Source organism: Kribbella orskensis, assembly GCF_004342085.1.
Classification (GTDB): Bacteria; Actinomycetota; Actinomycetes; order Propionibacteriales; family Kribbellaceae; genus Kribbella; species Kribbella orskensis.
On record NZ_SLWM01000017.1, the window covers coordinates 77,236 to 97,642 of the forward strand.

The window sequence follows — 20,407 nt, forward strand, 5'->3', positions numbered from 1 at the left end:
GCGGCGGGGTAGCTGCCCTGCCCCGCCGCTCGGACAAGAAACACCGATACCGATCTGTTAGCGCCGCCGATATTCCCATGAGAGCGCTTTCACGGCACGATGCGAAGGCCCCCCAGGCTCCACCCGACAGTCATCCGACAGTCATCCGCCAACCAGTTGGACGAAACACAGGAGGAACGATGCGAGCTCGACGCTCAGTCGCGCTAGCCCTCACGGGCCTGCTCGCGGCAGTCACACTTGCTGCCTGCAGCAACGGGGATGGAAACAACGAAACCGCCGGCTCCGCCAGTACCACCACGGTGCTGAACGTGGGCATGCCGAACGGCCCGCAGACGGAGAACCACAACCCGTTCCTCAGCTCGTCGTCGGGCGCGTCGCTGGGTTACCGCTGGATGATCTACGAACCGCTGGTGATGATCAACGGCATCAAGCCCGCCGAGGCCGGCAAGCCGTGGCTGGCCACCGAGTGGAAGTGGGCCGACAACTTCACCAAGCTCTCGCTCACCATCCGCGACGGCGTCAAGTTCACCGACGGTACGCCGATGACCGCCGACGACGTCGCGTACTCGTTCCAGCTCCGCAAGGACAACGAGGGCCTGAACGGTGACGCGATCCCGTACGGCACCATCACCGCGTCCGGCAACAAGGTGGACCTGACGTTCACCCGGTCGCAGTTCGTGAACCAGAACAAGGTGCTCACCGTCTTCGTGGTGCCGAAGGCCCAGTGGTCCGCGCTCAAGGACCCGACCCAGGACACCATCAAGAACCCGATCGGCACCGGCCCGTACAAGCTGAAGTCGTTCACCCCGCAGACCACCACGCTCGAACTGCGCGACTCGTACTGGCAGGAGCTTCCGAAGGTCAAGGAGCTGCGGTACACGTCGTACAACGACAACAACGCGCAGACCACCGCGCTGGCCAACGGCGCCTCGGAGTGGAGCTTCGTCTTCGTCCCGAACGTCAAGGCCGTGTACCAGGACAAGGACCCGGCGCACCACAAGCTCTGGTTCCCGGCGAACCTCGGTATCCACGGCCTGTGGATCAACACCACCAAGAAGCCCTTCGACAACCCCGCCCTGCGGCGTGCGATGGACAAGGTGATCAGCCGCGACGACATCTTCATGCAGGGTGAGGCCGGCTACTTCTACCCGAAGGTCGAGTCCGTCACCGGCATCCCGACCCCGGCCGGTGAGTCCTTCATCGCTCCGGAGTTCAAGGACAAGAAGCACTCGGTGGACGTGGATGGGGCCAAGGCCGAGCTCGCCTCCGCCGGCTTCAAGCTCGAGGGCGACGTGCTGAAGGACCCGTCCGGCAAGCCGGTCACGATCACGCTGACCGACCCGGCCGGCTGGTCCGACTACATCACCGACCTCGAGATCATCAAGGACAACCTGTCCACGATCGGGATCAAGGCCACCGTCGACAAGGCGAACCAGGACGCCTGGTTCAAGGCGATCGACGAGGGCAACTTCGACGCCGCGATGCACTGGACCAACGGTGGCTCGACGCCGTACGACATCTACCAGAACATCATGGACGGCAAGATCCTGAAGCCCGTCGGCACCGGCAAGGTCAGCGGTAACTACGGCCGGTTCAGCAACGCCGAGGCGACCAAGGCGCTGGACGAGTACGCCAACGCCACCGACGACTCGGCCCGCACCGCCGCGCTGAACACGCTGCAGAAGATCATGGTCGACCAGATGCCCATCATCCCGACCTCGGCGTCCAACGTCGGCGGCCTCTACAGCACCAAGAACTGGGAGGGCTGGCCGGACGAGCAGAACCAGTACGCTCCGGCCCAGCCGACGCAGCAGAACGCACTCCAGATCGTCCTGAACCTGAAGCCCGCAGGCGCCTAGCCAGATGGGCCGGGACTGCGTGCGTTGTCTCCGCCGTCCAGGCAGGAGACGACGTGCGGAGGCCCGGCGCATGTGGCTTCAGGAATCTCCGCGGCCGGGACTCCACCACCTGGGAGTCCCGGCCGCGGTGCCGCGATCAAGCTAGGAGTTCCGAACGTCATGACGGCGACCCAGACAGACCCGATGACCACCGGTGACGTGGTACTCGAGGCCGAGGGCCTCACCAAACACTTCCCCGTACGGCGGGGCCTGCGCGACCTGTTCACCAAGGAGCGCAAAGCGGTGCACGCGGTGGACGACATCCGGCTGACGCTCCGCCGGGGCCGGGTCACCGCGCTCGTCGGCGAGTCCGGCTCGGGCAAGTCCACCGTCGCGCGGTTGCTGGCGCAGCTGTACTCCCGCACCGACGGCGACATCCGGCTGCACGGCAAGTCGGTCACCGTGCACGGCGGCCGCAAGTTCCGCGCGTACTGCCGCCAGGTGCAGATGATCTTCCAGGACCCGTTCGCCTCGCTGAACCCGGTCCACACGGTGCGCTACCACCTGACCCGGTCGCTCAAGATCCACGGCCGCGCGGGCAAGACGTCCGCCGAGCTGGAACAGAACCTCAACGACCTGCTGCAGCGCGTGCAGCTCACCCCGCCCGAGCGCTACCTGGACAAGTTCCCGCACGAGCTGTCCGGCGGCCAGCGCCAACGGGTGTCGATCGCCCGCGCGCTCGGCGCCGACCCCGAGGCGCTGCTCGCCGACGAGCCGGTGTCGATGCTGGACGTGTCGATCCGCCTCGGCGTGCTGAACCTGCTGCGGGACCTGAAGGAACGGCTCGACCTCGCCATCCTCTACATCACCCACGACATCGCGTCCGCGCGCTACTTCGCCGACGAGACGATGGTGATGTACGCCGGCCGAATGGTCGAGGGCGGCGACTCCGAGACGGTCACCCAGACCCCCGCCCACCCGTACACCCGGCTGCTGATCGAGAGCGCGCCCGATCCCGACCGCCTGGACCGCGTCGGTGATCCGAAGAACGCGCCCGAGGACGAGGCGGGTGGTGAGCCGCCGAGCCTGATCGCGCCGCCGGCCGGCTGCCGGTTCCACCCGCGCTGCGTGCACGCGATGCCGAAGTGCTCCACCGACCTGCCACCGCGCTTCGAGCTCCCGGTGGTCGACTCCGGTACCGCGCACTGGGCGGCCTGCTGGCTCTACGAGGAAGGAGCGGCGAAGTGAAGTTCCTGCTGCAGCGGATCGTGTTCTACCTGTTCACCGCGTGGGCCGCGATCACGATCAACTTCTTCATCCCGCGGATGATCCCGGGTGACCCGGTCACCTCGCTGATCAACAAGTTCCAGGGCCAGATGAGCACCGAGGCGATCAACTCGCTCTACGTGCTCTTCGGCCTGGACAAGAACGCCAGCCTGTGGAGCCAGTACGTCGACTACTGGGGCCAGATCTTCCACGGCGACCTCGGGTTGTCGTTCACCTTCTTCCCCACGCCGGTCTCGGAGATCCTCAAGCAGAGCCTGCCGTGGACGATCGCGCTGGTCGGCATCACCACCTTCGCCAGCTTCATGATCGGTACGTCGCTCGGCGTGCTCGCGGGCTGGCGGCGTGGTTCGTGGCTGGACGGGTTGTTGCCGGTGACAACGTTCCTGTCGTCCATCCCGTACTTCTGGCTCGGGCTGCTCGCCATCACGCTGTTCGCCGGCCCCGACAGCTTCTTCCCGTCCTCGGGCGGTTACGAGCCCGGGCTGGTGCCGTCCTGGGACCGCGAGTTCATCGCCAGCGCGATCCAGCACAGCCTGCTGCCGGCGATCACCATCCTGATCTCCTCGGTCAGCGGCTGGATCCTCAGCATGCGGAACATGATGGTCACCGTGGCGTCGGAGGACTACATCACCGTCGCGCACGCCAAGGGCCTGAGCGACCGGCGGGTGATGGTCAGCTACGCCGCCCGCAACGCGCTGCTGCCGAACGTGTCCGGGTTCGCCCTGTCGCTCGGCTTCATCGTCGGCGGCACCCTGCTGGTGGAGATCGTCTTCTCCTACCCCGGCATCGGCTACAACCTGTTCCAGGCCGTCGGCTCCAAGGACTACCCGCTGATGCAGGGGGTCTTCCTGGTCATCACGATGTCGGTCCTGGTCGCCAACCTGGTGGCGGATGTCGCGTATCTGCTGCTCGATCCCCGCACCCGCAAGGAGGGCTGACCGATGTCCGCACCAGCCACCACCATCGTCGCGGCCACGCCCGAGGGACCCGTCGACGCGGCCGCCGCGGCCAGGCGCCGGCGGCTACGGTTCGTCGCCAACCCGAAGGCCGCCACCGGCCTCGTCGTGCTCGGCTTCTTCTGCCTGATCGCGATCATCGGCCCGTGGATCGCGCCGTTCGATCCGTCCGCCCGCAGCAGCGACCTGATCCAGGGTCCGTCGGGCAAGCACTGGTTCGGCACCACCCACCTGGGTCAGGACATCTTCAGCCAGGTCCTGGTCGGCACCCGCGGGGTGATGTTCGTCGGGCTGCTGGCCGGCGTGATCGCGACCGCGCTGTCGGTCCTGATCGGGGTCAGCTCCGGCTTCCTCGGCGGTGCTGCCGACGAAAGTCTGTCCGCGCTGTCGAACGTCTTCCTGGTGATCCCGGCGCTGCCCCTGATCATCATCGTGGCCTCCACCATCCCCGGCGCCGGTGACCTGATGGTTGCCCTCGTCATCGGCCTGACGTCGTGGGCCTGGGGAGCACGGATACTGCGGGCCCAGACACTGTCGCTGCGCCGGCGGGACTACGTCGAGGCCGCCCGGGCCACCGGTGAGAGCACCTGGCGGATCATCACCGTCGAGATCCTGCCGAACCTGACCGCGATCATCGCGTCGGGCTTCGTCGGCACGGTGATCTTCGCGGTGATGTCCGAGATCACCCTGGCCTTCATCGGGATCTCGACCATCTCCGAGTGGAACTGGGGCACCATCCTCTTCTGGGCGCAGAGCCAGCAGGCCCTCGCCCAGGGCGCCTGGTGGTGGTTCGTGCCGGCCGGGCTGGCGATCGCGTTCCTCGGCACCGCGCTGTCACTGATCAACTTCGGCATCGACGAGTTCGTCAGCCCGCGGCTGCGCAGCAGCGGACACACCAAGGTGAAGACCTCGGACGGCCACACGGTCAAGATGAGGGTCGGCTTCACCCCGGTGCTGAACACCACCGGCAAGGACGCCCCGGTCACCCCGGTCGTGCGCAAGGCCTCCGAGAAAGCGAAGGGTGCCGCCTGATGCAGACTTCAAATCGAGTGAAGGCTCCTGTCCTCGAGATCAAGAACTTCAACGTGGACTACGGCCTCGGCGACGTGGCGGTCCAGGCGGTCCGGGACGTCACGCTGACCCTGCACCGCGGTGAGGTGCTCGGGCTGGCCGGCGAGTCCGGCAGCGGCAAGTCGACCCTCGCGTACGGCGTCACCCGCCTGCTCCCGCCGCCCGGCGTGATCAGTGGAGGAAGCGTCGTCTACCACCCGCCGACCGGCGATCCGTACGACGTGATGGGGCTGACCAACGCCGAACTGCGCGCGTTCCGCTGGGCCGAGACCTCGATCGTGTTCCAGGGGGCGATGAACTCGCTGAACCCGGTGCACAAGGTCTCCACCCAGATGCTCGACGTGATCCGCGCGCACGAGCCGCAGCTGGGCCCGGAGGCGCGGGTCGCCCGGGCCAAGGAGATGCTCAAGCTGGTCGGTATCTCGGCCGACCGGATGGACGCCTACCCGCACCAACTGTCCGGCGGTATGCGCCAGCGGGTGATGATCGGGATGGCGCTCGTGCTCGAGCCGCAGGTCGTGATCATGGACGAGCCGACCACCGCGCTCGACGTGGTGATGCAGCGCCAGATCCTGGCGCAACTGGTCGAACTGCGCGAGCGGCTCGGGTTCTCGGTGCTGTTCATCACCCACGACTTGTCACTGCTCGTCGAATTCTCCGACCGGATCGCGATCATGTATGGCGGTCGCATCGTCGAGGAGGCCCGGTCGGCGGACCTCTACAAGGACTCCCTGCACCCATACAGCGAGGGGCTGCTCAAGTCCTTCCCCGCCCTCCGTGGCCCGCGCCGGGACCTGTCCGGGATCCCCGGGTCGCCGCCCGACCTGCGCGGCATGCCCAGCGGCTGCGCCTTCCATCCGCGCTGCCCGCATGCTTTCGACCGCTGCTCCACGGAGATTCCCGTCCTCGGTGTCCCCGAGGCCAGGAACGACCCGGACCGCTCGGTGGCCTGCTGGCTGCCCGGTCGCGTCCCGGTCGCCTGACCCTCGTCCGCGCCTCCCCGCCCCTCTGTAGGACCGTCCCGAAGGGAGCCAGTACGGCGTATGCCCACCGGCGCGCCGTACGTTCACCATGAACACAACAGCTGTCCCCACCACCTCAACTGTCGCGTTCACCGCACCGGCGGCCGAGCAGGAGCTGATCGCCGGCCTGCCGTCGGACTTCCGCTGGGGCGTCGCCACCTCCGCCTACCAGATCGAGGGAGCCGTCGACGTCGACGGCCGGACCCCGTCGATCTGGGACACGTTCTGCCGGGTGCGCGGCGCGATCGACAACGGCGACACCGGAGATGTCGCCTGCGAGCACTACACCCGGATGCCCGCGGACGTTGCCCTGATCAAGGACCTCAGCATGGACACGTACCGGTTCTCGGTGTCCTGGCCGCGGGTCCAGCCGCACGGCAAGGGCCCGGCCAGCCCGGCCGGCCTCGCCTTCTACGACCGGCTGGTCGACGAACTCCTTGCCCAGAGCATCGACCCGTGGGTGACGCTCTACCACTGGGACCTGCCGCAGGAGCTCGAGGACGCCGGTGGCTGGCCGGTGCGCGATACGGCGTACCGGTTCGCTGACTACTCGATGCTGGTGTTCGACGCGCTGAGCGACCGGGTGAACACCTGGACCACGCTGAACGAGCCGTGGTGCTCGGCGATGCTCGGTTACGCGTATGGCGTCCACGCGCCGGGGCGGAAGGAGTACCCCGCAGCCGTCGCCGCGGTTCACCACCTGCTGCTCGGGCACGGCCTGGCCACCGAGCGGATGCGCGAGGCGGCTCCGCGCGCGATCGACATCGGGATCACCCTGAACGCGGCGACGGCGTACCCGGCCAGCGACGCCCAGCCCGACCTCGAGGCGGCACGGCGTGCGGACGGGATGGGCGCACGGCTCTACCTGGACCCACTGGCGCACGGGCGCTACCCGGCCGACGTGATCGCCGACCTCGCGGCCGAGGGTGTCGAGATCCCTGTGCAGCAAGGGGATCTGGCGACGATCTCCGCACCGATCGACGTACTCGGGGTCAACTACTACTTCAGCCAGAAGTTCACCGGGTTCGACGAGAACGGTCGCACGGTCGGCGACAACGGGCTCCCGATCAGCCGGACCCTGCCGCTCGACAAACCGCGCACGGCGATGGACTGGGAGATCGTGCCGGAGGGCTTAACCGACCTGCTGGTCCGGATCAGCCGCGACTATCCCGGCCTCCCGATGGTCGTCACCGAGAACGGCGCCGCCTTCGACGACACCCCCGACGCGTCTGGCTATGTGGTCGACGACGGGCGCACGGCCTACTTCTCGTCCCACCTCGCCGCCGTAGCCACCGCGATCAACCAGGGCGCCGACATCCGCGGCTACCTCGCCTGGTCCCTCCTCGACAACTTCGAATGGGCCTACGGCTACGAGAAGCGCTTCGGCATCGTCCGAGTCGACTACGACACCCAAACCCGCACCCCGAAACAAAGCGCCCTGTACCTCCGGGACCTCATCCAACAACTCCGCACTAACTGACTCTGGATGAAGGCGAGGCGGTCGGCCGCTGAACGGACTGCCCATGCCGCCTGAATGCCGAAGCGTCGCGGTCCACCGGTGATCGGTGTACCGACCGACAGGAAGTAGTTGGTGGTGGCAGGACTTGTGACGCTGAGGTAGGCGGTGGGCGCGCCTCGCTCGCGGGGTATTTCCTATCGCTCGGTCCGCCGCCGCGGATGAGCTTCAGCCGGCGGGCAACCTCCAGCCAGCACCGCCGCAAGGGCCCGACTTGGGGTAGTTTCCGCGCTACCACTGTCTACGAGGGAGTGCGGGGCATGGGCGAGTACGTACAACTGGGGGCCGTGAAGACCTGGTACGCCGAGCATGGCGAGGGCGAGCCGCTGGTGTTGATGCACGGCGGTCTGCTGGACGCGCGGTTCTTCGCCGGGAACCTGCCCGCGCTGGCCGAGCACTTCCACGTGTACACGCCGGAGCGCCGCGGCCACGGGCACACGCCGGACGTCGAGGGGCCGATCAGCTACCAGCTGATGGCCGACGACACGATCGCGTTCCTGGAAGCCGTCGTCGGTGAGCCGGCCGATGTCGTCGGGCACAGCGACGGTGCCATGGTCGCGATGCTGGTGGCGATGCAGCGGCCCGAACTGGTGAAGCGGCTGGTCCTGATCAGCGGCGGCTTCAACAAGTCCGGCGAGGCGGATCCCGAGATGGGGTGGGACATCCCGATGATGACGCAGTTCCTCGGCCCGGCGTACGGCGAGGTCTCGCCCGACGGCGAGGACCACTTCCCGGTGATGGCGGCCAAGATCGGTGAGATGTTCGCCAAGGAGCCCGACCTGCGGGCGTCCGAGCTGTCCGCGATCACGGCCCGGACCCTGATCATGTACGCCGACGACGACATCGTGACGCTGGCGCACTCGGTCGATATGTACGACAGCATCCCGAACTCGGAGTTGGCCGTCGTCCCCGGCACCTCGCACTTCCTCACCCAGGAGAAGCCCGGGCTCGTGAATCAGATCGTCGTCGACTTTCTGATCCACGAGCCCGTTCCGACGATGGCGCCGATTCGCCGCGCGCCGGCTAGCTGACCTGAATCATCTGGGTGAGGGGTGCTGTGGGTGATGACACGCAAGCTCACGCGGTCAGGTAGTGCAGGGCCAGGACGGTGCAGAGGCCTAGGGCGCAGGCGATGGTGAGGTTGCGGGTGTGGTAGGCGACTGCGGTGATGATGGCGGCGGCTGCCAGGAGAGCGGTGGCTTGGGTAGGCGAGGCACCGCGGAGCAAGGTCACTAGTTCTACGGCCACGATGGACGCCAGTACGGCGGGCGCGAGGTGGTCGAGGGCGGTCTGGAAGCGGGTCGGTAGGCGCTCGGCGGGTAGCAGGGTGATGAAGGCGATGCGGAAGACCCAGGAGACTGCGCCGAGGATGAGCATCGCCAGTAGTGCGGTCATCGTCGCACTGCCGATCCAGCTATGACGCCTGCGATCGCCCCGCCGACGATGCCGAGTTCCGGGCGGACGAGGCCGATGATGGCAGCCACCAGTCCTCCCGTGACTGCGGCCACGACGGCCGGGCGGTTCGTCAGGCGGGGCGCCAGCATGCCCAGGAACATGGCGGTGCCGACGAATACGAGGTGAGGCAACTCCGGCAGCGCGGGGCCGGCGAGGATGCCGACGGCAATCGACGATGACCAGAGCACCAGGATGAGGAAGCCGAGCCAGCCCCAGTACCGCCGGAACGTGCGCGCGTCGAGATCGGGACGGGCGTTCGACAGCAGGTACGTCTGGTCGATGACGAAGTGCGGGGCCAGCCAGCGGAACCAGGTCGGCTGGTCCCTGAACCGCCGCGACATCGACGCGCCGTACAGCAGCAAGCGCGAGTTCACGATGGCGGCCGACGCGACGACGACTGCGAACGCGGCGCCTTGATGGACCAGCGTCACCGCGGTGAGTTGCGCGCTTCCGCCGTACACCACACCGGCACCGACCAGACCCGGCAAGGTGCCGAAGCCGAGCGCGGAGATCGTCACGCCCAGCGTCATGCCGAACGCGGCCAGGCCCGGTGCGACCGAAGCAACGTCGCGCAGGGCCAACGCATGGCACGGCGCTGTCTTGCCGAGAAGAGACCTCATGACGCAACCGTCCTGCTGATCGCGTACGACGGCTTGGCGGCCAGGCGGTGGAAATGTGGAGAAACGTGGCGACTGGTCCTCCACCCCGCCTCCACCTCGTCTCCAAGCTTCCGGCGGCGATCCCGCCGCAGAGTCGTCGTGACGAAATGGGGCGGGAAATGAGCAGGTACGACGTTGTGGTGGTGGGCGCACGGTGTGCCGGAGCCGCGACCGCGATGTTGCTGGCCGAGCTGGGCCACGACGTCGTGATGGTGGACAAAGCGCGACTGCCGAGCGACACGCTGTCGACGCACGCGATCGCACGAGGCGGTGTCGTCCAGCTCGCGCGGTGGGGACTGCTCGACCGGATCGGCGCGCCGCCGGTCAGGAAGGTGGTCTTCGACATCGAGGGCAACGCGATAACCCGCCCGATCAAGGACCGTGCGGGTGTCGACTCCCTGATCGCCCCGAGACGCCACCTGCTCGACGGTGTCCTAGCTGACGCTGCACAGCAATCCGGCGCCGGCCTTGTCACGGGTCTGAAGGCGACCGGCGTACTGCGGTCCAGCGAAGGTCGGGTCACCGGCATCACGGCCCACACCTCGAGTGGCGACCGCCTGGAACTGCCCGCGCGGTTCGTGGTCGGTGCGGACGGACGCCAGTCGCGGATGGCCGGGTTCATGGGTGCCGAGACGCTGGAGCACTTCACCCCGACCTGCTCGACCTACTACACCTATGTGGCCGGTCTCGGATCGGACAGCTTCGAGTTCCATGTCGCGCCCGGTGCCTACGCCGGGGTCTTCCCGACCCACGACGACCTGGCCTGCGTCTGGCTGATCCAGCCGACCGATGCGCTGGATCCGGTGCGTACGGCGGGTTCCGCGCGCATCCCGGCGTTCCTCCAGGCGCTCGAACAGCTGGTGCCAGGCCTCGGGCGTCGCGTGCGCGCCGGCCGGGTGACCGCGCCGGTCCGCGGTGCTGTCGAGCTGCCGAACTACCTTCGCCGACCGTATGGCCCGGGGTGGGCGCTGGTTGGTGACGCCGGCTACCACCGCGACCCGATCACCGGACATGGCATCACCGACGCGTTCCGTGATGCGGAGTTGCTGGCGACCGCCCTCGATCTCAGCCTGCGCGACCCCAAGGTCGAGCGGGCCGCCATGGCGTCGTACCAGGACGTCCGGGACGCGATGCTGCGCGAGGTCTTCGACCTGACCCGCGCCCTGACCGCCTTCCCACCGATGGACCGCTTCGTCGAGCTGCAGATCCAGCTCAGCGTGGCACTCGACCGCGAGGCCGAACAACTGGCCGGATTCCCCGGCCGCAACGACCTGATCGCTTGTTGAAGGGAACAGAACCATGACCACTACCACGACCGACAACCGCCGCAACGGCGTCGACACCGCGACACTCTTCGCGACGCTCGACGCGGTCAAGGCACAGCCCGAGATCGCCCGGTTCCAGTTCCGCGCCACCAACAGGTGGATCAGCGGCACGCACAACCGCGGCGTGATCAACGGGTACTACGGGGCTGGGCAGGAGAACACCCGCCCGGCGGACTTCACCTTCGACGCCGACCACCCGCCGGTGCTGGTTGGCGGCGACAACGGTCCGACGCCGGCTGAGCACCTGCTGCATGCCTTGGCCGCCTGCCTCACCAGTGGTCTGGCCAACATCGCCGCCGCCCGCGGGATCCACCTCGAGGAGGTCTCGTCGACAGTCGAGGGCGACATCAACCTCCTCGGCATCCTCGGGCTCGACCCGGAGGTTCGCAACGGGTACGAGGGGATCCGCGTCGTCTTCCACGTCAAGGGCGACGCCGACGCCGAGAAGCTGGCGGGCCTGGTCGAGCAGTCCCGCCGGCGCTCAGCGGTGTACGACGTGATCACGCACGGCGTGCCGGTGACGATCGACGTCGCGACCGCCTGATCACCCCCCACAGGCCGGTCTGCCCTTCCCCGGGGCAGGCCGGCCTTCATTGCGCGGCGACCGCCAGGAAGGCCTCGAAGCCGTCAAGAGGTTCAGTCACGACGCCCGAACCGGCGATCAGATCGCACACCGCCGAGGAGAGCCACAACGATCCCGGCGTCGCCAGATCGGCCAGCGTGATCGCGAGCTGAACGCCGTGCGCGTCGAGCTTGGTCTCGTCACGCGGTACCTCCGCGATCGCGACTCCAAGCTTGTCGCCGCGGCGCAGCTGGGCGAGTCCGGCGCGCACCGCGGTCGCGGGACCATCGAACAGCACCACTTCACGATCCCCGGGACCCGAGCACAGGCGACCACCGGCCGCGACCAGCCCGGACGCCAGATCACCGGCCCGCGGTCCAGCCGGCGCGGCCGCGGCAGCCAGCGCGAGCGGGCGGTCTGCCGCATCGGGCAGGTCTCGCACGAACCGCTCGATCGCGTCGACGATCTGGTCAGGATTCCCCGAGACGAAGTGGTCGTCACCATCGAGCAGTTCCAGCCGGGCGCCCGGAATGCGCTCGGCGATGAACTGCGCACCCCCGACATCGACGAGCGCATCGCCGACCCGGTGCAGCACGAGCGTCGGAACCCGTACCGCCGGCAACGCGTCCCGCACATCCACCAGCGAGTTCATGTCCATCAGCGCTCGGACGGTCGACGGCGTCGCGGCCGCTCGCATGCGCTGCGCCCACCACCGCTGCATCGGCCCGTCGGCCGACGGGCAGCGCATCCGCATGTCGGCCTCCCAGTCCCAGCCGTTGACGAGCCGGTCCGTGTAGGCCTCGCGTTCCTGCTGTTTCTGCGCCCACGGGTAGTCCTCGGACCAGACCCGCTTGGCGTACGTGCCGTACAGCACCAACCCCGCGACCCGCTCGGGATGAGCCGCCGCGCACAGGATCGCCATCGGCCCACCTTCCGAGTACCCGACGAGTACCGCCCGGCGGGAGCCGACGGCGTCCATGACGGCCAGTACGTCGTGCATCCGCGTCTCGACATCCGCCAGACCGGACGGCCGGTCCGACATCCCGGTGCCCCGCTTGTCGAACCGGATCAGGCGACCGTACGACGCCAACCGGTGCAGGAAATGCGCGTGCCGTGGATCCGCCCAGTCCAGCTCGAGGTGCGACACGAACCCTGAGATCAGCACGATGTCGAGCTCACCGCCGCCGGTCACCTGGTAGGCGATGTGGAGTCCGTCGCTGACGGTGTACCGGATCGGCTCGATCGACCGCTGCTCGGCCCGTGCCTCGACCGGCGCGACGAACCGGTAGCCCCGGCCGTGCAGTGTCCGGATCATCCGCTGACTGTGACCGTCGTCGCCGAGGGCCCGCCGGACCTGCTTGATCCGGCTGGTGACGGCCGTCTCGCTGACGAAACGGCCGCCCCAGACCCCGTCCATCAGTTCCTCTTTCGGAACCACTCGATCACGGTGCGATACGAGATAGGCCAGCACATCGAAGGCCTGCGGCTCCAACGGCACCGCAACCCCACCCCGCCGCACCTCGAACAAGACCGGGTCGAACTCCACATCCCCACCGAACCCAAGCGCCACACCTCGACTATGCGCCCTCGATCCTCAGGAGGCGAGCGGGGTACTCCGGCTGCTGGGGCGGCGCCGGCGGTCAGAGCCGGGGCCGTCAGGGCGAGGGCCGTAAGGACTGCGAGCGCTCTGGGGCGGATCAAACTCCGCGCAAGTGTCCCTTCAGTAGCTGTAGCAAGCACTTTCCGACACAAGGAGGCACGGATGTCACTACCGAACGGCGAGTCGGCGAATTCGGTAGGAATTTGTCACGGGGAGCACTGTGCCCAAAGAGTTGAAGATCTGATCAAATAGGCGAAGTGGTGGTCGGTGTTCCCGCGAAGTCACCGACCACCACCTCAAGCCCAATCCCCGCCGCAGAGCGGCTTCGGCTGCAGGGACCTTGAACACCAAGCGAGGACCCTGAATCGGACCCCACATGACCTGTCCCAGGTGCCCACCAGGTGTCCCAGCCCCCCACCACAACACCGCCACCGGCGGCCACAGCCCCCAGAAGGTGTCCGCGGTCCCCACCACCGCACGCCGCCGGGCCCCAGACCCGCCAATCGGCGGCCCAATGACGGGTTGTTCGGCCACTGGCGCCGAACAAGCCGCCAGCCGGCGACCAACCCGCCAGCGGACCCGGACACGAGCCACAAGTCGCCGAACAACCCGCCAGGCGGCCAACAACCCGGCAGCGGTCGAACCCGCTTCATGTTCAAGGTCCCGACTACTGAACGAGCGGTTGGGCAGCTGTCCGGCGACCACCCGAATACATCCGAGGGGCAGACCGGATCACGGTCTGCCCTCGGCGACTGACTGGTTCAAGCCAAGTCGGAACCTCGCCGGCGCATCAACACGATGCGCCGTTGGAGAGCCGCCAGTGCGTCAGCAGGTGGCCGTCGGTGCGGCCCAGTCGGCGCGGTCGTTGTATCCGCCGTCACCAGCGTCGCCGACCATCAGGTCGAGCACCCGGACGCCGGTCAGATCCACGTCGACCTGCTTCGGGTTGTCCCGGTCGACGGTGCCGCTGTCGTACAGAACCTTGCCGTCGCCGACTACCTGGAAGGTCGACGTACCGCCCTCCGGACCGACGTTGCGGACGGCGTCGTCGATGCCGACGGTCGCGGTCAGCCGGCTGCACTGCTGGCCGAGGTAGTACCGGACCTGCGACGGCGAGGCAACGCCGATTCCGGTCGGGTAGGTCTGCCCGACCAGGCTGATCGGCGACCCACCGCCGACCGCCTCGTCGATGGTCGGCGACATCCAGCCACTGGTCGCGGTGATCCACTGGTGGTGCGACAGGGGCGCGGTACCGTCCGGGGGCGCCGGTGCCACGATCACCGGCGAGACCGTTGTCTGACGCAACCGCCCGTGCCCGATCACGTCGTACGACGTGGTCGCGGTGAGCGCGGCGTTTCCAGCGGCGGTGTCGGCCGGGAGCTTGACCTTGAAGGCGAGGGTGGTCTTCAGCCCACCGGCGAGGAGCTGCGGCGCCTTGCCGATCGGGGTCACCGTCCAGCCCGCCGGTGCGGTCAGCGTGACGGCCGGCTCGAACACCGGGAGCAGGCCGTCGTTGCGGACGGCAACCTCGGCGCGGAGCTCGTCGCCACCGGCAACCACCGGAGCGGTGCCTTCGGGCAGCACCTGACTGCCGACCTGGGTGACCTGCGGGATACCTGCGGTCACGTGCGGGATCCCCGGCAGACCACTAGCGGGCTCGACCCGGAACAGCGCCGTACCGTGCGCGGGGACAGCCGCACTGATGGTGCCCGCGCTCTCGGTGACGGAGTTCGTCCACGCGTTCTTCAGGGTGAAGCGGGCGCCGCTCAGGCCAACGGCCGATGCCGTGGTGGTGAGGGTCTTCGCGCTCTCACCCCGATTGAGCAGGACCACGGCACGGCCGCCGTCGGCGAGCCGCTTGACCCACGTCTCCGTAGTACCGGCCGCTCCCACGCGGACGGCCTGGACGGCGGCGCGGTCCTGATTGATCGCGATCACGTCCGGGTCGGTCAGCATGCCGACGGTGGCAGCGCTCAGTTTGCGGATGTCACTGCCGACGACCAGCGGCGCGGCGGCCACGGACCACAGCGTCAACTGGGTACGGAACTCCTCGTCGGACATGCCCAACTCGGGAGCCAGGTAGTCCGGGTCGCTGAAGGCACCGGGCTTGACGACCTCCGGATGCCGGGCGTTCGCGTCGTAGTTGCGCAGTACGTCCTTGAACTTGATGTCGCCCTGGAAACCGACGTCGGTGTACGTGCGCCACGACTGCGCGATCCCAGGCGCGTAGGACCAGGAGTTGATCGACTGCTGCGATTCCGGGTAGTTGCCCCAGTCGGGCGAGGTGACCGGGTTGCAGAGGTTGAAGATCATCGGCCGGTGGCTCGCGTTGTTCCGCAGCGCCTGGGCGAACTCGGTGAACACCGTCTTCGGGTCGAGGTCCGCCGCGATCCCGCAGAGGTAGTCGACCTTGACGGCGTCGAAGCCCCAGGCGGCGAACTGGTCGGCGTCGCGCTGGTAGTAGCCGCCGCTGCCGAGCCCGCACCTGCCCGGGATGTAAGGACCGGCATCGGTGTAGATGCCCGCCTTCAGTCCCTTGCTGTGGATGTAGTCGACGAGCGGCTGCAAGCCGTTCGGGAACTTGGCGGGGTTCGGCACCAGGTCACCGGCCGCGCTTCGGGACTGGTCGGCCTGCCAGCCGCCGTCCAGCCAAACGATGCCGTAGCCGGCCTTCGCCAGGCCACGGCTGACCAGCGAGTCGGCGACCGAGCGGATCGTGTCCTCGGTGAAGTCGCCGCCGAGACCGTAGTACGTGTTCCAGCCCATGTACGGCGTGGGGCTGACCACCTGGGCGGGCGAGGTCGGAGTGGCGGAAGCGGGAGCCGCGGTGGTCCCGAGCGAAGCGGTCACCAGGACCGCCGCGAGCAGACCGCCGAGCAGGGCGGATAGTCGTTTCACGTCGTCTTCCTTTGCTGCCGGTGATGGACGGATCAGGCGTCGAGGGCCTCGACGACCAGGCAGTTCGAATCGGTCGTGCCGTCCCAGCGGACGCCGACCTGCAGCAGGTAGCTGCCCGGGTGGACCTCATCCCCCACCCGGTACTTCTTCGCGGGATCCAGCCGGACCAGCGGGATCCTGCGGGGTCTCGTCGGCAAGGTGCCGCGAATATTCGCGTCGCCGGTGTTCCAGAGGAACACGACCGACCGATCGGCCCCGACGTACTGCGCGCCGACGACCGGCCCGACGCTCAGCCAGTGGAGCTTGCCTTCAGCAACGGTCTGGCGGATCTCGCGGTACTGCGCGACGTGGCCGGCCGCGACCTCCAGCTGCTTGTCACTCCACCGCGACAGGTCCGCGCCGATCCCGAGGCCGCCCGCCATCGCGACGTGGAAGCGGAAGTCGAGCGAGCGTTCACGCCCGTCATGGGTGCCTTCGGCATCCGTCACCCACGAGCTCATCAGGTGCGGCGAGTAGCCGGTCAGGAAACCGCGCTGGATCTTCAGGCGGTCCAGCGGCGCGGTGTTGTCGCTCGGCCAGAGCGTGTCGACCCGCGCGGCCATGCCGAGGTCGACGCGGGCTCCACCGCCGGCACAACCTTCGACGAAGACGTCAGGGTGGTCCACCCGGAGTCGATCGAGGATCTTGTAGAGATTGGCGACGACCTGACCGTCGAGATCCCGCCGCTGATCACCCGCGTCCAGCCTGGCCCGGTTGGCGTCCCACTTGAGATAGCTGATCTCGTACGACGACAGCAGCCGGTCGAGCGTCTCCCAGATCCAGCCGGCGACGTCGTCGCGGCTCAGATCCAGCAGCAACTGGTTGCGGATCAGCAGGGGTTCGCGGCCGTCGGTGCGGAGGATCCACTCGGGGTGCTTGGCGGCCAGCTCGGAGCCGGGGCTGATCGCCTCGGGCTCTACCCACAGACCGAAGCCCAGGCCGAGGTCCTTCAGGTCGGCGATGAAGGTGTCGAGTCCGTCAGGAAAGGCCGACGAGTCGACCTCCCAGTCCCCCAGACCGGCGGTGTCATCGGTGCGACCTGTGAACCAGCCGTCGTCGACCACGAACGTCTCCACGCCGGCCCGGACCGCGCGCCGGGCGAGCTCGAGCTGGTGGTCCGCCCGGACGTCGAACTCCGTCGCAAACCAGGAGTTGTAGAGGACCTTCCGCTCCACGCCGAGCCGCACCCCCGCCAGCGATCGCTGATAGGCGTGGAAGACGCGAGCCAGTCCGTCGGGCCCTTCGGTGCTGCACGCGCCGACGGCCACCGGGGAGACCCAGGACGCCCCAGGGGGAAGGGCGAGGCCAAGGGTGGACGGACCCCGGCCTGCTTGGACCCGGGTCTGCCCGGTGGTGTCGACGTCCGCGCTCAGCTGCCACGAACCGGACCACGCGAGCTGTACACCCCACGTGGTACCGGTCGGATCCGCAGCGTCCGCAACGGACAGGAACGGTGAGTAGGAGTGCCCGGTGATGCCTTGCCGGCTGTCGATGGTGAAGCGCCCGCGACGCAGGTCCAGCTCACCCCGCTGGAACTCGCTGTTCCATTCACCCCAGAGGTAGCGGACGACCGCGCCGCTGGTGGTCGGAATGACAAAGCCCGCTGAGTCGTGCTGGTGCAACGTCAGGTGATCAGACCCGTCGTTGTGCACCGAGACCCACCGCTCGACCACGTCGAGATCAGCAGGCATGCGGTAATGCAGCACAACCCGAAGCCCCCGCAACCCATCCGTGAACGTCAACCCCAGCGAGTCGCCTTCTCCGGTGGCGCCGGTGAAGATCGGGCGGAGTTCGTCCGAGCCGTCGGGGCCTGACACCACCAGCTCTGTGGGGTTGGTGTAGCGGATGCCTCGTACCGCGTACTCGAGGGGCTGCACGTCGGCTCGGGGGAGAAAGTGTTCGGTGCCGACGAGGGCGATCGTGGAGGGGCCGTCAGCCACCGCGTGCGGGCCCCAGGCGGCGAGCGATGCCCACAGGCCGTGCTCGGGGACCTCTACCACGTAGGAGGTGGTTGCCCCGTGCAACGTCCAGCGGTTCACTTGACGGCTCCGATCGCCAGACCCGAGACGAAGTGCTTCTGGAACTTCAGGAATACCGCCAGCGTCGGGATCGCCGCGATCACCGTGCCGGCCGCGATCACGTTCCAGGACGACACGAACAGTCCTTGCAGACCGAGCAACGCAGGTGTCACCGGCATCTTCTCGCCGGACCTGATCACCGTGATCGACCAGAGCAGATCGTTGAAGATCCAGGTGAACGACAGCGCTCCGAGCGCGGCCATCGCGGGACGGGTGAGCGGGAGGATGACGCTGGCGTAGATCTTCCCGGGCCCGGCGCCGTCGATCGTGGCGGCCTCCTGGATCTCCTTCGGCAGATCCCGCATGAACCCGTGCAGCACGAACGTGTAGAACCCTAGCCCGAACCCGACGTGCACCGCGATCAGCGCGTACAACGTGTCGTAGTACCCCGTCAGCTCCACGAAGCGCGAGATCGGGATCAGCAGGATCTGCGGCGGTAGCAGGTTGCCCATCAGCATCAGCAGCAGCACCGTCCGCCGGAACGGGATGCTGTACCGCGCCAGCCCGTACGCCGCCATCGAGGCCAACCCCAGGCTCAGGATCACCGCCGGGATCGTCACCACCAGCGAGTTGATCAGCGCCCGGAACTCGTCCGCGTCCTCCCATGCCGACTGGTACGTCGAGAAGGTGAACGAGTGCGGCAGAGACCCCAGGCCGTTGGTGGCGACGTCGTCGAAGCTGCGGAACGAGATCACCACCACCCACAGGATCGGCGCGATCCACACGAACGAGATGAGCCCCATCGCCACGTGGTAGCCAGAGGTCTTGAGGCGGTTCACTTGAGGTGTCGCGGGAAAGCCCCGTCCATCAGGACGGGGACGAACCGCGACTCCCTCCCTTCGGGGATCGGGGACTGTCGGTCCCGGATGATTGGGTAGATGGCATGACTCGGTTCCGGATGTACCCGACTCCCGCGCAGCAAGCCGCGTTGCTGCAGCAGTGCGGTCATGCCCGGTACGTGTGGAACCTCGCGCTTGAGCAGTGGTCGATGTGGACCCGCAACAAAGGCCCGACGCCCGGGTACGTCGAGCAGGCACGGCAACTGACCGAGGCACGGGGTGCGGTCGGCTGGCTGCGGGCAGGCTCGCAGACAGTCCAGCAGCAAGCCCTGCGGGATTTCGACCAGGCGATCAAGAACTTCCATGCTGGCACCCACCGCAGGCCGACGTGGCGCAAGGCAGGGGTCAACGAGGGTTTCCGCATCGTCGGCGCCCAGGCGTCCCGCGTGATGAAGCTGAGCCGGAAGTGGGCGCGGGTGCTGGTGCCCAAGATCGGCTGGGTGCGGTTCCGGCAGTCCCGTGCCATTCCCGACGCGAAGTCGTACCGCATCACCTATGACGGGGCGGGTCGGTGGCATATCGCGTTCGCCGCGATCCCGCCGCCGATCCCCGCACCCGGGACGGGTGAGGTCGTGGGGGTGGACCGCGGCGTCACCGTCGCGGCCGCGCTGTCCACCGGAGAACTCCTGACCTGCCCCGGCCCGTCCGAGACCGAACAGGTTCGGCTCAAGCACCTGCAACGCCGCCTCGCCCGCTGCCGCCGCGGCTCCAAGCGCCGCCAGCGGGTCAAGGCCGCGATCGCCAAGCTGCACGCCCGCGCCCGCGACCGCCGCAAGGACTGGGTCGAGAAGACCAGCACCGACCTCGCGCGGCGGTTCGACGTCATCCGTGTGGAAGACCTGCGGGTCACCCAGATGACCAAACGCCCCCGACCCAAACCCGACCCCGGACGGCCAGGGTCGTACCTGCCGAATCGCCGCCGCGCCAAGGCCGGACTGAACCGTGGCATCCTGGCCAACGGCTGGGGCCTGCTCGTCCAGCGCCTGGAGCACAAGGCAGCGGGACGCGTCGAGAGAATCAATCCTGCGTACACGTCGCAGACCTGCAGCGACTGTGGGCACTGCGCACCAGAGAACCGCGAGAGCCAAGCGGTGTTCCGGTGCACAGCCTGCGGACATCAGGCGAACGCGGACGTGAACGCGGCAGTCAACATCGCGGCCGGACGGGCCGCCAGCGCACGCCGAGAGACGCCTGTACGGGCCTCGCCGAAGCGTGAACCTCAACACGCTACCTCCAGGTAGTGGTTGGAATCCCCGACTCTT

General features: G+C 68.0%; 16 protein-coding genes. 10 read left to right on the forward strand and 6 right to left on the reverse strand.

The genetic code is table 11. The annotated features are described in order from the left end of the window. Positions 1–179: 179 nt before the first annotated feature. The 7 genes from EV644_RS32490 to EV644_RS32520 all read left to right on the forward strand — a co-directional run bounded on the left by EV644_RS32490 (position 180) and on the right by EV644_RS32520 (position 8,721). On the forward strand, positions 180–1,859 hold the full coding sequence (locus tag EV644_RS32490) for an ABC transporter substrate-binding protein (RefSeq protein ID WP_132193187.1): 1,680 nt from the start codon (positions 180–182) through the stop codon (positions 1,857–1,859). A 159-nt stretch (positions 1,860–2,018) separates the two neighbouring features. Beyond that, on the forward strand, positions 2,019–3,086 hold the full coding sequence (locus EV644_RS32495; protein ID WP_132193189.1) for an ABC transporter ATP-binding protein: 1,068 nt from the start codon (positions 2,019–2,021) through the stop codon (positions 3,084–3,086). Further along, positions 3,083–4,063: an ABC transporter permease gene (locus tag EV644_RS32500; protein WP_132193191.1), complete on the forward strand. Its 981-nt coding sequence runs from the start codon at positions 3,083–3,085 to the stop codon at positions 4,061–4,063. Before EV644_RS32495 ends, EV644_RS32500 begins: the two co-directional genes overlap by 4 nt. A 3-nt stretch (positions 4,064–4,066) precedes the next feature. Then, positions 4,067–5,113 (forward strand): ABC transporter permease, encoded by a 1,047-nt coding sequence (locus tag EV644_RS32505; protein WP_132193193.1) that lies wholly within the window; start codon positions 4,067–4,069, stop codon positions 5,111–5,113. Then, positions 5,113–6,135, forward strand: coding sequence for an ABC transporter ATP-binding protein (locus EV644_RS32510; protein WP_132193195.1), 1,023 nt, complete (start codon positions 5,113–5,115; stop codon positions 6,133–6,135). The genes EV644_RS32505 and EV644_RS32510 overlap by 1 nt, the downstream gene beginning before the upstream one ends. Positions 6,136–6,223: 88 nt before the next feature. Then, on the forward strand, positions 6,224–7,654 hold the full coding sequence (locus tag EV644_RS32515) for a GH1 family beta-glucosidase (protein WP_132193197.1): 1,431 nt from the start codon (positions 6,224–6,226) through the stop codon (positions 7,652–7,654). 296 nt (positions 7,655–7,950) lie between these two features. Further along, positions 7,951–8,721: an alpha/beta fold hydrolase gene (locus EV644_RS32520; RefSeq protein ID WP_132193199.1), complete on the forward strand. Its 771-nt coding sequence runs from the start codon at positions 7,951–7,953 to the stop codon at positions 8,719–8,721. 46 nt (positions 8,722–8,767) lie between these two features. On the opposite strand, the gene EV644_RS32525 is transcribed toward EV644_RS32520, so the two are convergent. Both EV644_RS32525 and EV644_RS32530 read right to left on the reverse strand, forming a co-directional pair. Next, positions 8,768–9,085 (reverse strand): AzlD domain-containing protein, encoded by a 318-nt coding sequence (locus EV644_RS32525; protein ID WP_132193201.1) that lies wholly within the window; start codon positions 9,083–9,085, stop codon positions 8,768–8,770. Continuing rightward, entirely contained in the window at positions 9,082–9,765 is a 684-nt protein-coding gene (locus EV644_RS32530) for an AzlC family ABC transporter permease (protein ID WP_132193203.1), read from the reverse strand. The genes EV644_RS32525 and EV644_RS32530 overlap by 4 nt, the downstream gene beginning before the upstream one ends. A gap of 158 nt (positions 9,766–9,923) precedes the next feature. Between EV644_RS32530 and EV644_RS32535 the strand changes: the two genes are divergently transcribed. Together EV644_RS32535 and EV644_RS32540 are read left to right on the forward strand one after the other, a co-directional pair. Then, positions 9,924–11,090, forward strand: coding sequence for an NAD(P)/FAD-dependent oxidoreductase (locus EV644_RS32535; protein WP_158292982.1), 1,167 nt, complete (start codon positions 9,924–9,926; stop codon positions 11,088–11,090). Positions 11,091–11,103: 13 nt separating this feature from the next. Beyond that, the gene (locus tag EV644_RS32540; protein ID WP_132193207.1) at positions 11,104–11,673 is read left to right on the forward strand and encodes an OsmC family protein; all 570 of its coding nucleotides are present in this window, start codon (positions 11,104–11,106) and stop codon (positions 11,671–11,673) included. 46 nt (positions 11,674–11,719) lie between these two features. Here the strand turns inward: EV644_RS32540 and EV644_RS32545 are convergent, their stop codons facing one another. The 4 genes from EV644_RS32545 to EV644_RS32560 form a co-directional block, all read right to left on the reverse strand. After that, entirely contained in the window at positions 11,720–13,261 is a 1,542-nt protein-coding gene (locus EV644_RS32545; RefSeq protein ID WP_132193209.1) for an alpha/beta hydrolase, read from the reverse strand. A gap of 855 nt (positions 13,262–14,116) precedes the next feature. Continuing rightward, positions 14,117–16,189, reverse strand: a complete 2,073-nt coding sequence (locus tag EV644_RS32550) for an NPCBM/NEW2 domain-containing protein (RefSeq protein WP_132193211.1) — start codon at positions 16,187–16,189, stop codon at positions 14,117–14,119. A 32-nt stretch (positions 16,190–16,221) separates the two neighbouring features. After that, on the reverse strand, positions 16,222–18,267 hold the full coding sequence (locus EV644_RS32555) for an alpha-galactosidase (protein WP_132193213.1): 2,046 nt from the start codon (positions 18,265–18,267) through the stop codon (positions 16,222–16,224). Continuing rightward, on the reverse strand, positions 18,264–19,049 hold the full coding sequence (locus EV644_RS32560) for a carbohydrate ABC transporter permease (protein ID WP_199240118.1): 786 nt from the start codon (positions 19,047–19,049) through the stop codon (positions 18,264–18,266). Before EV644_RS32560 ends, EV644_RS32555 begins: the two co-directional genes overlap by 4 nt. Before the next feature lie 140 nt (positions 19,050–19,189). Between EV644_RS32560 and EV644_RS32565 the strand changes: the two genes are divergently transcribed. Then, positions 19,190–20,386 (forward strand): RNA-guided endonuclease InsQ/TnpB family protein, encoded by a 1,197-nt coding sequence (locus EV644_RS32565; RefSeq protein WP_132193217.1) that lies wholly within the window; start codon positions 19,190–19,192, stop codon positions 20,384–20,386. Positions 20,387–20,407: the final 21 nt, after the last annotated feature.

Excerpts from the sequence above, each read along its gene's own strand:
- EV644_RS32490 (WP_132193187.1), top strand. The coding sequence starts at position 180 with ATGCGAGCTCGACGCTCAGTCGCGCTAGCCCTCACGGGCCTGCTCGCG.
- EV644_RS32495 (WP_132193189.1), top strand. The coding sequence starts at position 2,019 with ATGACGGCGACCCAGACAGACCCGATGACCACCGGTGACGTGGTACTC.
- EV644_RS32505 (WP_132193193.1), top strand. The coding sequence starts at position 4,067 with ATGTCCGCACCAGCCACCACCATCGTCGCGGCCACGCCCGAGGGACCC.
- EV644_RS32510 (WP_132193195.1), top strand. The coding sequence starts at position 5,113 with ATGCAGACTTCAAATCGAGTGAAGGCTCCTGTCCTCGAGATCAAGAAC.
- EV644_RS32515 (WP_132193197.1), top strand. The coding sequence starts at position 6,224 with ATGAACACAACAGCTGTCCCCACCACCTCAACTGTCGCGTTCACCGCA.
- EV644_RS32520 (WP_132193199.1), top strand. The coding sequence starts at position 7,951 with ATGGGCGAGTACGTACAACTGGGGGCCGTGAAGACCTGGTACGCCGAG.
- EV644_RS32525 (WP_132193201.1), bottom strand. The coding sequence starts at position 9,085 with ATGACCGCACTACTGGCGATGCTCATCCTCGGCGCAGTCTCCTGGGTC.
- EV644_RS32530 (WP_132193203.1), bottom strand. The coding sequence starts at position 9,765 with ATGAGGTCTCTTCTCGGCAAGACAGCGCCGTGCCATGCGTTGGCCCTG.
- EV644_RS32535 (WP_158292982.1), top strand. The coding sequence starts at position 9,924 with ATGAGCAGGTACGACGTTGTGGTGGTGGGCGCACGGTGTGCCGGAGCC.
- EV644_RS32540 (WP_132193207.1), top strand. The coding sequence starts at position 11,104 with ATGACCACTACCACGACCGACAACCGCCGCAACGGCGTCGACACCGCG.
- EV644_RS32560 (WP_199240118.1), bottom strand. The coding sequence starts at position 19,049 with ATGGGGCTCATCTCGTTCGTGTGGATCGCGCCGATCCTGTGGGTGGTG.
- EV644_RS32565 (WP_132193217.1), top strand. The coding sequence starts at position 19,190 with ATGACTCGGTTCCGGATGTACCCGACTCCCGCGCAGCAAGCCGCGTTG.